Origin of the sequence: Thiobacillus denitrificans, assembly GCF_001530125.1 — a bacterium.
Lineage (GTDB): Bacteria > Pseudomonadota > Gammaproteobacteria > Burkholderiales > Thiobacillaceae > Thiobacillus > Thiobacillus denitrificans_C.
Genome location: NZ_LDUG01000011.1, coordinates 1 through 14930 on the forward strand (window position 1 = coordinate 1; position 14930 = coordinate 14930).

Annotated in this window: 13 protein-coding genes and 1 tRNA gene; 7 read left to right on the top strand and 7 right to left on the bottom strand. The window is 63.7% G+C overall.

The features are described 5' to 3' along the window. Window positions 1–4: 4 nt before the first annotated feature. The 6 genes from ABW22_RS02975 to ABW22_RS03000 all read right to left on the bottom strand — a co-directional run bounded on the left by ABW22_RS02975 (window position 5) and on the right by ABW22_RS03000 (window position 5612). Window positions 5–352, bottom strand: a complete 348-nt coding sequence (locus ABW22_RS02975) for a hypothetical protein (RefSeq protein ID WP_059751831.1) — start codon at window positions 350–352, stop codon at window positions 5–7. Continuing rightward, the gene (locus tag ABW22_RS02980; RefSeq protein WP_059751833.1) at window positions 349–1533 is read right to left on the bottom strand and encodes a site-specific integrase; all 1185 of its coding nucleotides are present in this window, start codon (window positions 1531–1533) and stop codon (window positions 349–351) included. The genes ABW22_RS02975 and ABW22_RS02980 overlap by 4 nt, the downstream gene beginning before the upstream one ends. Before the next feature lie 161 nt (window positions 1534–1694). Continuing rightward, a tRNA-Asn gene (locus tag ABW22_RS02985) sits at window positions 1695–1770 on the bottom strand. Window positions 1771–1825: 55 nt separating this feature from the next. After that, a complete protein-coding gene (locus ABW22_RS02990) occupies window positions 1826–3061 on the bottom strand; it encodes a DNA polymerase thumb domain-containing protein (protein ID WP_059751834.1) in 1236 nt (411 codons plus the stop codon). 33 nt (window positions 3062–3094) lie between these two features. After that, entirely contained in the window at window positions 3095–4375 is a 1281-nt protein-coding gene (locus ABW22_RS02995) for a YhjD/YihY/BrkB family envelope integrity protein (RefSeq protein WP_059751837.1), read from the bottom strand. Window positions 4376–4418: 43 nt separating this feature from the next. Beyond that, window positions 4419–5612, bottom strand: a complete 1194-nt coding sequence (locus ABW22_RS03000) for a pyridoxal phosphate-dependent aminotransferase (protein WP_059751839.1) — start codon at window positions 5610–5612, stop codon at window positions 4419–4421. Window positions 5613–6148: 536 nt separating this feature from the next. Here ABW22_RS03000 and uvrB point away from each other — a divergent pair. Next, a complete protein-coding gene (gene uvrB, locus ABW22_RS03005) occupies window positions 6149–8179 on the top strand; it encodes an excinuclease ABC subunit UvrB (RefSeq protein ID WP_059751840.1) in 2031 nt (676 codons plus the stop codon). Then, entirely contained in the window at window positions 8176–8670 is a 495-nt protein-coding gene (locus ABW22_RS03010; RefSeq protein ID WP_059751842.1) for a low molecular weight protein-tyrosine-phosphatase, read from the top strand. Before uvrB ends, ABW22_RS03010 begins: the two co-directional genes overlap by 4 nt. 68 nt (window positions 8671–8738) lie before the next feature. On the opposite strand, the gene ABW22_RS03015 is transcribed toward ABW22_RS03010, so the two are convergent. Further along, window positions 8739–11312 carry an Rne/Rng family ribonuclease gene (locus tag ABW22_RS03015; protein ID WP_059751843.1) on the bottom strand — a complete coding sequence of 858 codons (2574 nt, stop codon included), beginning with the start codon at window positions 11310–11312 and terminating at the stop codon, window positions 8739–8741. Between the two features lie 424 nt (window positions 11313–11736). On the opposite strand from ABW22_RS03015, the gene ABW22_RS03020 reads away from it, so the two are divergent. The 5 genes from ABW22_RS03020 to ABW22_RS03040 are packed head-to-tail and all read left to right on the top strand — an operon-like array spanning window position 11737 to window position 14872. Then, window positions 11737–12696, top strand: coding sequence for an RluA family pseudouridine synthase (locus tag ABW22_RS03020; RefSeq protein WP_059751845.1), 960 nt, complete (start codon window positions 11737–11739; stop codon window positions 12694–12696). Next, window positions 12693–13358 carry an HAD-IA family hydrolase gene (locus ABW22_RS03025; RefSeq protein WP_059751847.1) on the top strand — a complete coding sequence of 222 codons (666 nt, stop codon included), beginning with the start codon at window positions 12693–12695 and terminating at the stop codon, window positions 13356–13358. Before ABW22_RS03020 ends, ABW22_RS03025 begins: the two co-directional genes overlap by 4 nt. Beyond that, window positions 13337–13687, top strand: coding sequence for a Rieske (2Fe-2S) protein (locus ABW22_RS03030; protein WP_059751849.1), 351 nt, complete (start codon window positions 13337–13339; stop codon window positions 13685–13687). Before ABW22_RS03025 ends, ABW22_RS03030 begins: the two co-directional genes overlap by 22 nt. 13 nt (window positions 13688–13700) lie before the next feature. Next, window positions 13701–14654 (top strand): S49 family peptidase, encoded by a 954-nt coding sequence (locus ABW22_RS03035; RefSeq protein WP_059751851.1) that lies wholly within the window; start codon window positions 13701–13703, stop codon window positions 14652–14654. Further along, entirely contained in the window at window positions 14651–14872 is a 222-nt protein-coding gene (locus tag ABW22_RS03040; protein WP_059751852.1) for a transcriptional antiterminator, Rof, read from the top strand. The genes ABW22_RS03035 and ABW22_RS03040 overlap by 4 nt, the downstream gene beginning before the upstream one ends. The last annotated feature ends 58 nt before the right edge of the window (window positions 14873–14930 follow it).

Here is a 14930-nt window from a genome sequence, read left to right on the forward strand (position 1 = left end):
GGCTTTAGCTGCTGCCCCAGGGGTGTATGAGCTGCACCGTCTGGCCGTCGTCCAGCAGCAATGACTGCTCCACGGTTCGTGCCAGGTAAAGCGTGTCCGCGAGCCTGTAGATACTTTTCACGCGCAGGAATTCGCTTCTGCTCTGGGGCTCGCATTCCGCCGCGAGTACTGCCGTGATGTAGAGGTGGGGGCCGAGCTTGCCGGCTGCAGCATCGAGGACGATGGCCCGGATCGATGCATCGGCACGCCAGCGGCCTCCCTCCCTGGGCTCGGCGAGTTCGACCAGGTACCAGGGATCGACTGTGGTGCCGACGTCGAGTTCCATGGCGGACGCAGCGCTGTGCTGGCTCATGGCGCACTCCTCGCAGCAGGCTGCTGGCCCTGCGCGCTGGCATCGCAGGCCGGCGTGGCTGCCTCGGGGTCGTCGGACAGCAGATAACGTGACAGGGGGCGGACGGGCTTGCGCGCGCTGCGCTTCAACCTGTCAAACAACGGGTCGCCCGATGTTGCGTCGTCCATCGCTGACAGCGCGTCCCCGGTCGTCGTGCTGATGTAGCGGCTGACCATCACGAGAGTGCGGTGACCGGTCACTTTTTGCAGGAGGTGCGGGTTGGCCAGCAGCTTCGCCCAGCGCGTCGCCCCGTGGCGCCGGAGGTCGTGCAGACGCAGATTCTTGATGCCGAGACGCTCGACCAAACCTTTCCAGAAAGATTCATACGCCGCCCGCTTGACCGGTATCAGCATTTCGCCTTCGCGCGGGCATTGTTCGAGGAGGACCAGCGTGTCGAGCGACAGCGGCACCTCGCGCCCGCCGCCGGCCTTGTCGCGGTCGAGATAGATGACCCGGGCATCGAGGTCGACATCGGACCAGCACACCCGGAACAACTCGCCCATGCGCATGGTGGTCGCGATCAAAAGCAGAAACGCGTTGAGGTAATGCGGCGAAGGCGCGGCGCGCAGGCCCGCGACCAGCTTCGCCTCTTCCTCAGGGGTGGGAACGCGTTTACGGTGCGGGCCGGGCTGGGGCTTTGCCGCGGCGACGGTCGGGTTGGCCAGGAAGTGCCACCGCAGCTTGCGGATGGCGTAGTTGAATGCGCCGGCGATCGAGGCGAAGTACAACCGGCGCGTGTCGTCCGTCAACGGCTTGCCGGTAGGGCCGGCGACCTTGAACGCCGTCATCAGTTGATCGACGTCGTCGGGAAGCACTTCGAGCAGGGGTTTTTGCGACCAGGGCAGTCCCGCCAGCCGCAGCTGACGGGAGCTTTCCTGGCGCACGCCGAGCATCTCTGACATGCCGTTTTCCGCGTACTCGCGGAAAAGGTCGGCCACGCTCATGCGCCGGGCCTTTTCGTAGCCGCCGACGCTGTCGGCGATCAACTCGCCGCGCTTGAGGGTGAGCCAAATTTTGGCTTCTGTTTTGGTCGGAAAGGTTTTCGACAGCTTGACGCCGTCGACGCAGGTACGCGCCTGCCAGCCTGTGCCGTGTTTGCGGACGTTATCGACGCTGCGATTTTTTGGGGTAGTAATAGCCATGGTGACTCCTAGTGGTTGGAGTCAGGGTGTAGGCAGTGAATTTATCTGTTATCCACGCAGGGATCCGGCCGGGTTGGCCAGCATCTCTGGAGCGAGTTGGCCAGGAATTGGCCAAAGGCGAGGGTGAAACGGAGCCAGCCTGGGCTAACTCCTTGAATTTGTGGCTCCCCGACCTGGGCTCGAACCAGGGACCTGCGGATTAACAGTCCGTCGCTCTACCAACTGAGCTATCGGGGAATAGGAGAGCGCGCATTCTAGAGTCGGCGGCCTTTTCGGTCAAGCCTTATAGCGGTTAACCGTCGCTTTCTACCTGCAATTCGGGGACGTGGCTGAAGGCGATGCGCATCGGCGCCGAACCGCGGCCGCTGTGGGCGCCGCCGAAGTACAGGGAATTGGGGCCGTAGCGCTGGTTGATCTGGTCAAGCACGCTGTTGAGACCTTCGTGCTGGTCGTCGGGGTCGAACAGGTCGCGCGTGATCTGGCTGTGCTCGGCGAGGTGGAGCAGGGTGACGCCGACCTTGAGGATGGGGGCGGGGTCGGGTGGGCGGCGCTGCCACAGTTGGGCCAGCACCGGGTTGAACTTGAAGGTGTCGGCGTGTGGCGAGAAGCGGGCCTGGTCGGACCAGTGGGCGGGTCCGTTGCCGCGTTGCAGATAGGTGAGGTGCAGGCTCAGTCCGCCGGCGCAGTAGCCGTAATGGCGCAGCCGCATCGCGGCCTTGTGGAGCAGGCGGTAAAGCACCGCCAGGGCAGATCCGGGGTCGCGCAGGTCGGGCGCGAGCACGTGCGAATGGCCGACGCTGGCACGCTGGGTGGGAGCGGATTCCACCCCTTCGCCGCGCAGCTTGGCGTAGAAGCGCTCGCCTTCGATGCCGCCCCAGGCCTGGCGCAGGGTGTTTTTGCTGGCGGCGCAGAGTTGTTCGACGCTGTGAATGCCAAGCCGGTTGAGGCGCGGTTCCATGGCGCGGCCGATGCCGGTGAGGGCGCCGAGCTTGAGGCCGTACAGGCGCTGCGGCAACTCGTTCTGGCGGATCACGACCAGCCCGTCCGGCTTCTGCATGTTCGACGCGGTTTTGGCGAGGAAGCGGTTGGGCGCAATGCCGACCGAGCTGTGCAGCACCTCGCCCACCTGGTCGTAGATCGCCCGCTTGATCTGTTGCCCCAGGGCGATGGCGTTGGTTTCACCGCGGTCGCTTCCCATCAACTCGCAGGCCATTTCGTCGATCGACAGCACGGCGCCGACGGGGGTGCACGATTCGACCGCGGCGACGATGCGATGGTGGATTTCCACGTAGGCGGCAGGGCGCGCCTGGACGAAGACGATGTCCTTGCACAGTTTGCGGGCTTGCCACACTGGGGTGCCGGTACGGACACCGAAGCGCTTGGCGTCGATGCTGGCGGCGATGCAGCAGGTGGTGTCGGCCATCACCGGCAACACGCCGACCGGCTTGCCGCGCAGTTCGGGGCGCAGCTGCTGCTCGACCGACGCGAAGTAGGAATTGAGATCGACGTAAAGTGAATGCAATGACATGGCGTTCCCCGGATACTGCTCAGACTGTGAGATTCAGCCCGGGTTCGCCAGATTCATCCGTTCCAGCCGCTGGCACAGGGTGTCGATGATGCGGCGCGACAGCGGGGCGGAATGGCGCATTAGCTCTTCCATGATCTGCGGCGGCAGCGCCAGCACGGTGATTTCGGTCTCGGCCACCACCGTGGCGGTGCGTTTCTCGTTCAGCAGATAGGCCATTTCGCCGAACAGCTGGCCTTCGTTGAGTTCGCCCAGGTGACGCGGGCCGTCGGGGGTGTTCTTGTAGACCCTGGCGCGGCCGGCGTGGAGGAAATAAGCGGTTCGCGAGTCGTCGCCTTCCTCGATCAGCGTATGGCCGGCGGGGAGGACCTGGCCGTATATTTCCAGCAGGCGCTGGATGTCGCCGAAGATATAGGCCTCGACTTTGCCGGTGCCTTTGCCGCTGCCGGCGAGAAACAGCTTTTCCAGCGCGGTGATGTCGGCCTTGCCGTAGGAATACAAGGCCTGGGCCCACAGATACAGCAGAAGAAAGGAAAAATAGGCGCCGATCAGCACGAAGACCACGCCGCCAAGCGCGCCGTACAGGCTGTTGTAATTCTCCAGCTTGAAAAATGTGCTGAAGAGCATGAGCAGCAATCCCAGACTCATGCTGGCGCCGAGTGCAAACGCCGCGGCGACGCGTGCGCTCGCACGTCGCCGTGGCAGCCGCCAGTAGGCGGCGAACAGCAGCGTCCACACCATGGCAAAGGCGAACAGCGAGTTGAGCGCCTGCAACACCTGGGCATTGCCGGTGCCGATGAAGTTGTTCTGCGCCAGAAAGCTCAGCGTCACCTGCGCCAGTGCGGCTATCCCCATCAACAGAAACAGCACTGGCAGGATGATCAGCGGCAATACCCACGACACCACCAGATTGCGTTTGCTCGGGCTGGGAAAGATGATGCCGAACGCACCCTGTACCGCGTTGACCAGCCAGCGCGACGACAGCACCAGGGTAAGCAGGCCGACGCCGCTTGCGGCCAGCTGGGTCTGGCGCGCGATGAAGCCCAGCGCGGCGAGGTTTTCCAGCTGCATCTGGTCGTAGAGCGCGGCCATCAGGATGGTGGCGGGCACCGAGTCTGCGGCGATGCTGCCCAGCAGCTGCAGGGCGTAGCTCAGCAGCAGCAGCAGCGGGGTGGCCGATAGCAGGAAATAAAACGCCGTCGCGGCGGCATGGTTTTGCAGGCCGTTCTGGCCGAACAGACGCAGGGTGGTGTAGGCAAGCTGAAGCAGCCAGCCGAGCGTGCCGCGCGTGGGGGGCAGGGCGAGATTTCGAAACATGGCGCTAGCCTACCCTACCTGCGCCCGGGCGGTGAGATCCGCCTCAGGCCAGCGCGGCGGTGATGCGGGCGATGGCTTTTTCCAGATTGGCCTGCGAGGTGGCGAACGACAGGCGGATGTGGCCTTCGGCGCCGAAGGCTGAGCCGGGAACGACGGCGACGTCGGCGGATTCAAGCAGGTATTCGGAAAACGCGATGTCGGTCGGTTCCTCGATGATGTCGCGCGCCAGCAGGGTCATGATGGCGGGGCGCACGTCGGGGAAGGCGTAAAAGGCGCCGCCGCTGTCGACGCAGTGAAAGCCGGGGATGGCATTCAGCGCGTCGACGACATAGCGGTGGCGCGTCTTGAAGGCGTCGAGCATGGGGGTGATGCAGCCCTGGTCGCCGTTCAACGCGGCTTCGGCGGCCATCTGCGAGATCGAGGCAGCGTTGGAAGTGGACTGCGACTGCACGTTGGTCATCGCGCGCAGGATGGCTTCGGGGCCGGCCGCGTAGCCGATGCGCCAGCCGGTCATCGAATAGGCTTTCGACACGCCGTTCAGCACCAGGGTGCGGTCGTACAGGTCGGGGCAGACGTTGAGGATGTTGACGAAGGGCACATCGTTCAGCCGGATGTGCTCGTACATGTCGTCGGATGCGATCAGCACGCGCGGGTGGCGGCGCAGCACTTCGCCGAGTGCCGCCAGCTCGGCGCCGGTGTAGATCGCGCCGGTGGGGTTGGACGGGCTGTTGATGACGAACAGGCGAGTCTTCGGCGTGATCGCCGCCTCCAGCTGCACCGGGGTGATCTTGAAGCCCTGCTCGATGCCCGCCTCGACGATCACCGGCTTGCCGTCGGCGAGGATGACGATGTCGGGATACGACACCCAGTAGGGCGCCGGGATGATGACCTCGTCGCCGGCGTTGATCACCGCCTGCGCCAGGTTGAAGAAGCTCTGCTTGCCGCCGCACGACACCAGGATCTGCTTGGGCGAGTAGTCGAGCCCGTTGTCGCGCTTGAACTTGGCAATGACCGCCGCCTTCAGGCTGGGGGTGCCGTCGACCGCTGTGTATTTGGTGAAACCCGCGTTGATCGCCGCGATCGCCGCGTCCTTGATATGCTGCGGCGTGTCGAAATCGGGTTCGCCGGCGCCGAGGCCGATGATGTCGCGGCCGCTCGCCTTGAGCGTGGCGGCACGGGCGGTGACGGCCAGAGTGGGGGAGGGCTTGATGGCCTGTACGCGGCGGGAGAGTTCCACAGTGGTTCCTTCATGCACCCGCGGTGGCGGAGTGCTACTATCAACGAGTTTTTGGCCGCGCGATTTTAACCCGAATGTTTCATGAATTCGCGTGATGATCGCGCAGGATTTTGTCCCCTCAAGGGGGGATGCCGCATCTGTAAGCGCTAAAGCGCTAACGGCTCCGCTATTTTGTAGGGGGCTTTTGTGAAGGGGCGGCGTAGTGATTCATACGCCCGACTGTGCGTGGTTGTTGCCGATTTATCGGCTTTACAACCACGGCCTACCCCCTGCGGGTGGAACAAAATTTCCATACGAAACAAAAGCACCCGCAAGGGGTACGCCGGATTCGTAAACGCTAAGGGGACGCTGAACAATTCATTTTTTGTCATTGCGAGCGCAGCGAAGCAATCCAGAAAGTCAGCGGAATCAACGAACTCTGGATCGCCACGGCCCTGCGGGCCTCGCGATGACGGAATAAATCAGCGCTTCCCTAAAGCGCAACGACTCCGCTGACCAGCGAGGGCCTGCGTATTTATGAAACATTCGGGTTAACTATGTTCGTCACCTTCCCCAATAGCCCGTTCCGTCTCTTCAAACCGTTTGAGCCCGCTGGCGACCAGCCGCAGGCCATCGAAAAACTGACCGAGGGTATCGAAGATGGGCTGGCGTACCAGACCCTGCTGGGGGTGACCGGCTCGGGCAAGACGTACACCATGGCCAATGTGATCGCCCGGCTGGGGCGGCCGGCGCTGATCATGGCGCCGAACAAGACCCTGGCAGCGCAGCTGTATTCCGAAATGCGCGAGTTCTTCCCGGAAAACGCGGTCGAATATTTCGTTTCCTACTACGACTACTACCAGCCCGAGGCCTATGTGCCGTCGCGCGACATGTTCATCGAGAAAGACTCCAGCATCAACGAGCACATCGAGCAGATGCGGCTCTCGGCGACCAAGTCGCTGCTGGAGCGGCGCGACACCGTGATCGTCTGCACCGTGTCGGCGATTTACGGCATTGGCGACCCGTCCGACTACCACAGCATGATCCTGCTGCTGCGCGAGAACGAGAAGATGAGCCAGCGCGAGGTCATCACGCGGCTGACGCAGATGCAGTACGACCGCAACGACATCGAATTCAAGCGCGGCGTGTTCCGCGTGCGCGGCGACGTCATCGACATCTTCCCGGCGGAACACGCCGAAACCGCGATCCGCGTCGAGCTGTTCGACGACGTGGTGGAAGCCCTGCACCTGTTCGACCCGCTCACCGGGCAGATATTGTCGAAGGTGGCGCGCTTCACCGTGTTCCCGTCCAGCCATTACGTCACGCCGCGCGAGACGATTTTAAGGGCTATCGAGCAGATCAAGGTCGAGCTGCGCGAGCGGCTCGAGTGGTATTACGCCAACGGCAAGCTGGTCGAGGCGCAGCGGCTGGAGCAGCGCACCCGCTTCGACCTCGAAATGATGGTTGAGCTGGGGTTCTGTAAGGGCATCGAGAACTACTCGCGGCATCTGTCGGGGCGCCAGCCCGGCGAGCCGCCGCCGACGCTGATCGACTATCTGGCGAAGGATGCGCTGATGTTCATCGACGAGTCGCACGTCACCGTGACCCAGGTCGGCGGGATGTACAAGGGCGACCGCTCGCGCAAGGAAAACCTGGTCGATTACGGCTTCCGCCTGCTGTCGGCGCTCGATAACCGTCCGCTCAAATTCGAGGAATTCGAGGCGCTGATGCCGCAGACCGTGTTCGTCTCCGCCACCCCGGCCAAGTACGAGGCCGAGCACGCGGGCCAGGTGGTCGAGCAGCTGGTGCGCCCGACCGGTCTGGTCGACCCGCTGATCGAGGTGCGCCCGGCGTTGGCTCAGGTCGATGACTTGATGTCCGAAGCGAGAAAGCGCATCGCCGTCGGCGAGCGTGTGCTGGTGACGACGCTGACCAAGCGCATGTCCGAAGACCTGACCGATTACCTGGCCGAGCATGGCATCAAGGTGCGTTATCTGCACTCCGACATCGACACCGTCGAGCGCGTCGAGATCATCCGTGACTTGCGCCTGGGCGAATTCGACGTACTGGTCGGCATCAACCTGCTGCGCGAAGGCCTCGACATTCCCGAAGTGTCGCTGGTGGCGATTCTCGACGCCGACAAGGAAGGCTTCCTGCGCTCCGAGCGCGCGCTGATCCAGACCATCGGCCGCGCCGCGCGCCATCTGCACGGCACCGCGATTTTGTATGCCGACCGCATCACCGACTCGATGCGCCGCGCGATGGACGAGACCGAGCGCCGCCGCAACAAGCAGATCGCCTTCAATACCGAGCACGGCATCACCCCACGCGGCGTGGTCAAGCGGATCAAGGACATCATCGACGGTGTCTACGATGCCGACGCTACGCGCCAGGAGCTCAAGGCCGCGCAGACGGTGGCCGAATACAAGTTACTCGATGAGAAATCGCTGACCAAAAAGATCAAGAAACTGGAAAAAGACATGCTGGATGCGGCGAGGAACCTGGAATTCGAAAAGGCCGCGGAACTTCGCGACCATTTGAAGGACCTCAAACGGGTGTTATTTGGAGTGGAAGAACACGATTCATGACGAAAGTACTTTTTGTCTGCATGGGAAATATTTGTCGTTCGCCGATGGCGGAAGGCATGTTCCGCAAGGCCATTCGTGACGCCGGGCTGGACCGGCATGTGGAGGCGGATTCCGCCGGTACCCATGCCTACCACGTCGGCTCGCCGCCCGATCCTCGCGCGCAGCAGGCGATTTCCCGGCGCGGGGCGGATATCAGCCAGTTGCGAGGGCGCAAGGTGGCGGACGAGGATTTCGAGCATTTCGATTACATCCTGGCGATGGATGGCGACAATTACAGCAAGCTGATCCAGCGCGCGCCGGCACACCATCACGGCAAGATCCGGCGGCTGCTGTCGTTCAGCCGCAAGTATCCCAATCTTGACGTGGTCGACCCGTATTACGGCGGCGCCCGGGGATTCGAGGAAAACCTCGACATGATCGAGGATGCGGTGCAGGGCCTGATCCGGGACATCAGCGGCGACAACCAGGTGAAAATGCGTTCAGGCCGCTGACCGCGCTGCTGTTCGCAGCAAAAACAAGGGCCGCTTTTAGCGGCCCTTGTTTTTTTGCAGCGCAGGTTTTACTTCGCCGCCTGGGTTTCCACCTGAACCAGCGGTTCCTGCACCTCGCTCACTTGCGGGCGTGCCCGCCGGCGGCTGGGGTGGGGGGCGGCCGGCGCTGCCGGCTCGCCAGCACTTGCAACAGGCGCGCTGGTTGTCTCCACCTGCATCAGGCTGACCGGCTCGGCCTCGGCTTTGACCACGGGGCGCCGGCGGCGCCGCGGGCGCCCGGCTTCGTGGGTTTCAGCCGCGGCCGCCGCGGCGGCCGCAGTTTCCACTTGCTGCAGGCTGGCCGTGGAGGTCGCCAGATCGGCCAGGATGACGGCGGGCGAGGTGGTGACCGCAGCCGTCGTTTCCAGTTCAAAGGCCTGCTGCTTGGGCGCAGCCGGCGCGCGGGTCGCCTTCGGCGCGCCCGCAATTTCGATGACTGCGTGGAAGCGGGCAGGTGCCGAGGTGAGGTCGATCCCGGCCTGCGTCGTGCCTTCGGCCGCGCCGGCTTCGGTTTCCGGACGGGCTTCGCGCGGACGGCGATTGCCGCGTCCACGGCGGCTGCGCGGTTCGCGTTTTTCCTCGCCGATGGGTTCACGCAGCGCTTCGACCGGCTCCGCGACCTGCGGTGCGATTTCGGCTTCGGGACGCGGTTTGGGCTGACGCGGCGGGCGCGCAGGCTTGGCTGATTCGCCGCCACGGGCTTCGGCGCGACCTTCGCTCGGGCGCGGTGCAGCCTGACGCGGCTCATTCGGGCGTGCTTCGCGCCCTTCACCACGGCTCTGGCCTTCGCTACGTCCTTCGCCACGTCCGCGACGCTGACCGGGCTTGCGGTCACGACGCTCGCTTGGCCGTTCGCCGCGGGTGAGGGCGGGAACCGGTTCGGTTGCGGGTGCGGCTTTGGCTGCGGGCGCTTCTTCGCCCTGCTTTTTGAACCAGCCGAAAATGCGCCCGAACAGGCCGGACTGCGGCTGGGGTGCGGCCGCAACGGCCGGCCGCGCGGCGGGTGCCGGTTGCGGCGGTGGCGCAATCGATTTGACCGCGGCGACCTGGCGGGCCGGGGCGGCTTCTTGCGCGGTCTGATAGATGGACTCGGGTTCCGGCAGGGCCACCAGCTTGTAGCTTGGTTCGGCCGCATCGCGCAGGTTGAGCTCGTCGTGGCGCAGGCGGGTAATGGTGTAGTGCGGGGTTTCCAGATGGATGTTTGGAATCAACACCACATTCACCTTGAGGCGCGATTCGATGGTGTGAATATCGACGCGTTTCTCGTTGAGCAAGAAAGTGGCGACGTCGACCGGCAATTGCACGTGCAACGCGCCGGTGTTTTCCTTCATCGCCTCTTCCTGCAGGATGCGCAGGATGTGCAGCGCGGACGACTCGGCGCCGCGGATGTGGCCGGTGCCGTGGCAGCGCGGGCAGGGGGTGTAGCTGGTCTCGCCGAGCGAGGGCTGCAGCCGCTGACGCGACATTTCCAGCAGGCCGAAGCGCGAGATCTTGCCGGTCTGCACGCGGGCGCGGTCGTGATGCAGGGCATCGCGCAGGCGGTTTTCGACTTCGCGCTGATGCTTGGCTTCTTCCATGTCGATGAAATCGATCACGATCAGGCCGCCGAGGTCCCTGAGGCGCATCTGGCGGGCGATTTCGTCGGCCGCTTCGAGGTTGGTGTTGTAGGCGGTCTGCTCGACGTCGCTGCCCTTGGTGGCGCGCGCCGAGTTGACGTCGACCGACACCAGCGCTTCGGTGTGGTCGATCACGATCGCGCCGCCGGCAGGCAGGTTGACCTGGCGCGAATACGCCGATTCGATCTGGTGTTCGATCTGGAAGCGCGAGAACAGCGGCACGTCGTCGTGGTAGAGCTTGACCTTGTCGACGTTGTCCGGCATCACGTGCGCCATGAATTGCTGCGCCTGCTCGTAGATGTCTTCGGTATCGATCAGGATCTCGCCGATGTCAGCCGAGAAGTAGTCGCGGATGGCGCGGATCACCAGGCTGCCTTCCTGGTAGATCAGGAAGGCGCCTTTTTGCGTGCCGGAGGCGCCGTCGATGGCTTTCCATAGGCTCAAGAGGTAGTTCAGGTCCCACTGGAATTCCTCGGCGGTGCGGCCGATGCCGGCGGTGCGGGCAATCAGGCTCATGCCTTCGGGGATGTCGAGTTGCGCCAGGGTGTCGCGCAGTTCGTTGCGCTCCTCGCCCTCGATGCGGCGCGAGACGCCGCCACCGCGCGGGTTGGTCGGCATCAGCACGACGTAGCGGCCGGCCAGCGAGACGTAGGTGGTGAGGGCGGCGCCCTTGTTGCCGCGTTCGTCCTTTTCCACCTGGACCAGCAGTTCCTGGCCTTCTTTCAGGTTTTCGGGGACGCGTCCGCCACCGGGCAGGCAGGCACGGGAAATTTCCTTGAACGGCAGAAAGCCGTGGCGCTCGCAGCCGTAATCGACGAATGCGGCTTCCAGGCTGGGCTCGACGCGGGTGATGACACCCTTGTAGATGTTGCCCTTGCGTTGTTCCTTGCTGGCGGACTCGATGTCAAGGTCAACGAGCTTCTGTCCGTCGACGATGGCAACCCGGAGTTCTTCCGCCTGGGTTGCGTTGAAAAGCATGCGCTTCATTGTTTACTCCCGCGCGCGTGCATACGGGACAGGCCAGACTGCCGCCTAGAGCGGGCGGCTCATGCGATCACGTGGTGGATTAGGTGAAATGGCATGGAGTAAAAGGTGTCCTGTTCCTGGAGAGTGTCGCCGGCAAAGCCAGTGCGGTCTTTCCGATTCCCGCCGGGATAAATCCGGGCGTGAATACTGATTTCGTATGCTTGTGGTCGCGTCATTGATAACATCGCTGCTTTGCCGACTAGCGCGGGGCGAGTGGTTTCGACTATCCGCGTCAACCTAAATGTTAGCTGGGCGGCAGGAATCCAGACGGGCCGCGCAGGCGGCAGCCGGTGAGCGTTGTAACCGGCGTGTTCTTTAAATTTGTCCGGCAATCTTGCCGGGCAATTGGTCAGGCAAAACTCGCCCTGAACCGAAGATAGTGTATATGAAAAAGAATGACTTAGAGAAAGATTCGGTCCGACGGTTGAAGATCGACGACAGCGCGGATGGCCAGCGTCTGGACAACTTTTTGATGGCGCGGCTCAAGGGTGTGCCGAAAAGCCGCATCTACAAGCTGGTGCGCGGCGGCGAGGTGCGCATCAATGGCGGCCGCGTCGAAGTCAGCTATCGGCTGCAGCTGGGCGACGAGGTGCGCATTCCGCCCGTGCGCGTGGCCGTTCCGGTCATCACGCCCGCCACCCATCTGCCGCAAGGCGGAATCCGGCTGCTGCCGCACATTCTGTATCGCGACGACGCCCTGATTGCGCTGAACAAGCCGTCCGGCATGGCGGTGCATGGCGGCAGCGGCATCTCGCGCGGGGTGATCGAGCAGATGCGGCTGGAACTGCCGGAATGCCGCTACATGGAACTGGTGCACCGACTCGACCGCGAAACCTCGGGCGTGCTGCTGATTGCGCTGAAGCGGCGCGCGCTGGTCGGGCTGCACGCCGCAATGCGCGAGGGCAGGATCGAAAAACGCTACCTGACGCTGGTGGCTGGGCGCTGGCCGAACCCGGTCCAGCACGTGAAGCTGACTTTACATAAAAGAGTCACCGACGACGGTGAAAAGCGCGTCACGGTGCGCGACGAGGGGCAGACCGCGCACACCATCTTCCGCCGCCTGCAAAGCTATGCCGATTTCACCCTGCTGGAAGCGGAACTGAAGACCGGGCGCACCCATCAGATCCGCGTGCACACCTCGCATCTGGGGTTTCCGATTGCCGGAGACGACAAATACGGGGATTTCGAACTGAATAAACGGCTGGCCAAACAGGGGCTGAAGCGCATGTTCCTGCACGCCGCCAAGCTTGTGTTCGATCATCCCATCAGCGGCGAGCGCCTGCAGATCGAGGCGCCGCTGCCTGATGCCCTGGCTAAATTTCTGGAAACCCTTCATGCGTCATGATTAGAACCCCCCGCCAATTTGACCTGCTGATTTTCGACTGGGACGGCACCCTGATAGATTCCGCCGGGGTGATCGTCGACTCGATCCAGCGTGCCTGCGAGGACATCGGCCTGCCGGCACCGGGCGAGCGCGCATCGCGCCAGATCATCGGTCTGGGGCTGATCCAGGCGCTGCAAGCCCTGTTGCCGGATTTGCCGGCCGACGACTATCCGCGGCTGGTCGAGCGTTACCGCCACCATTACTTTGGTCGTGACGCGCAGATTCCGCTGTTCGACGGCGTGGCCAGCGGGATCGGCCAGTTGCACGCCAGCGGCTTTCAGCTTGCCGTGGCCACCGGCAAAAGCCGCGCCGGCCTGTCCCGCGCGCTTGAAACCAGCGGTCTGGGTGCCTGGTTTGCCGCCACCCGCTGCGCCGACCAGACGCATTCCAAGCCGCATCCGGCAATGGTGCTGGAGCTGATCGACGAACTCGATGCCGACCCGGCCCGCACCCTGGTGATCGGCGACACCAGCCACGATCTCCTGATGGCGTCGAATGCCGGCGTCGCCAGTCTGGGCGTGACCTATGGCGCGCACGAGGCGGGTGACCTGCATCCGCATGCGCCGCTGGCCCTGATGAACAGTTTTGCCGAGGTGCACGCATGGCTGAACGCGAACGCCTGATCTGCGCCGCAGCCGACCTTGCCGAGCAGGGCCGTGGCGTGCGTTTTGAACTGAGCCGTGGCGGCAAGCCGCAACCGGCGTTCGTGGTGCGCTTCGACGGCCAGCCGCATGCTTTCCTCAACCAGTGCGGCCATGTGCCGGTTGAACTCGACTGGCAGGCAGGCGAGTTCTTCGACGACTCGCGGCTATACTTGGTCTGCTCCACCCATGGCGCGCTCTACCATCCCGCAAGCGGGCAATGTGTTGGCGGACGTTGCGCCGGGCGCGGCCTGATCCCTGTCCCGGTCGTCGAGCGCGACGGCCATGTGTACCTATTAGAAACAGCCTGATGGAAGAACAACAATGAGTGAACCAGAAAAATCTGCCCCGGCAAACTGGGAACGTGACGTCCTGGAAAAGCTGGCGCTGTCGGCGGTCCAGGAACAGCGCCGCAGCCGTCACTGGAGCATCCTGTTCAAGACGCTGGGCTTTTTGTATCTCTTTATCGTGCTGTTTATGGTGGCCGGCTGGTTCCGCTCGGATGGGGTCTCCCTGCCCAAGGCGCATACGGCGCTGATCGACATTCGCGGCGTCATCTCCGCCGACCAGACCAGCTCCGATTCGGTGATCGGCAGCCTGCAGGGCGCGTTTGAGGACAAGCAAACTCGTGGCGTGATCCTGCGCATCAACAGCCCCGGCGGCAGCCCGGTGCAGGCCGGGCAGATCTACGACGAGATCAAGCGCCTGCGGGCGCTGCATCCGAAGACCCCCCTCTACGCGGTGGTCGACGATATCTGCGCCTCCGGCGGCTATTACGTCGCCGTCGGCGCCGACAAGATTTTCGTCGACAAGGCCAGCATCGTCGGTTCGATCGGCGTGCTGATGGATGGCTTCGGCTTCACCGAAACCATGCAGAAGCTGGGTGTCGAACGCCGCCTGCTCACCGCCGGCGAAAACAAGGGCTTTCTCGATCCGTTCTCGCCGGTCGATCCCGAGCAGCAGGCCTTCGCCAGGCAGATGCTCGAAGAAATCCACGGCCAGTTCATCGCCGTGGTGCGCGAAGGCCGCGGCAAACGCCTGAAGGAAACGCCGGAGACCTTCAGCGGCCTGGTCTGGAGCGGCGAAAAGAGCATCCAGCTTGGTCTCGCCGACGCATACGGCAGTGTCGAATCGGTCGCGCGCGACGTCATCAAGGCCAAGGATATCGTCGACTATACCCAGCGCCCCGGTCTGGCCGAGCGCCTTGCCAGTCGTCTGGGCACGTCGATGGCGAAGGCGTGGACGCCGTTCGAACAGGCAGGGGCGACCTTGCGGTGAGCGATTACCGCTCGATCGCCTGTTCGGATCACGAACGCCTGGAATTCGCCGCACTCAAGCGGCAATGGCTGGACGTGAACCTGACGACAGGCGATCGGGCTGGGCGTCAGCGCTTAATGCCGCTGGACGTATACACCCGTGACGGCGCGGAGTGGCTGCTTGCTGAAACCGAATCCGGCGAGAAGCTGACCCTGCGGCTCGACTGGTTGCAGTTCTAAGCCCTTGGATTCCGGCGCCGAACGCGGTGGTTTCAACATTGTCCAACTTGGCGCGCGC

What these genes read in the sequence shown, in the direction of transcription:
- ABW22_RS02975 (WP_059751831.1), bottom strand. Translation starts at nt 352, where the DNA reads ATGAGCCAGCACAGCGCTGCGTCCGCCATGGAACTCGACGTCGGCACC.
- ABW22_RS02980 (WP_059751833.1), bottom strand. Translation starts at nt 1,533, where the DNA reads ATGGCTATTACTACCCCAAAAAATCGCAGCGTCGATAACGTCCGCAAA.
- ABW22_RS02990 (WP_059751834.1), bottom strand. Translation starts at nt 3,061, where the DNA reads ATGTCATTGCATTCACTTTACGTCGATCTCAATTCCTACTTCGCGTCG.
- ABW22_RS02995 (WP_059751837.1), bottom strand. Translation starts at nt 4,375, where the DNA reads ATGTTTCGAAATCTCGCCCTGCCCCCCACGCGCGGCACGCTCGGCTGG.
- uvrB (WP_059751840.1), top strand. Translation starts at nt 6,149, where the DNA reads ATGTTCGTCACCTTCCCCAATAGCCCGTTCCGTCTCTTCAAACCGTTT.
- ABW22_RS03010 (WP_059751842.1), top strand. Translation starts at nt 8,176, where the DNA reads ATGACGAAAGTACTTTTTGTCTGCATGGGAAATATTTGTCGTTCGCCG.
- ABW22_RS03015 (WP_059751843.1), bottom strand. Translation starts at nt 11,312, where the DNA reads ATGAAGCGCATGCTTTTCAACGCAACCCAGGCGGAAGAACTCCGGGTT.
- ABW22_RS03020 (WP_059751845.1), top strand. Translation starts at nt 11,737, where the DNA reads ATGAAAAAGAATGACTTAGAGAAAGATTCGGTCCGACGGTTGAAGATC.
- ABW22_RS03025 (WP_059751847.1), top strand. Translation starts at nt 12,693, where the DNA reads ATGATTAGAACCCCCCGCCAATTTGACCTGCTGATTTTCGACTGGGAC.
- ABW22_RS03030 (WP_059751849.1), top strand. Translation starts at nt 13,337, where the DNA reads ATGGCTGAACGCGAACGCCTGATCTGCGCCGCAGCCGACCTTGCCGAG.
- ABW22_RS03035 (WP_059751851.1), top strand. Translation starts at nt 13,701, where the DNA reads ATGAGTGAACCAGAAAAATCTGCCCCGGCAAACTGGGAACGTGACGTC.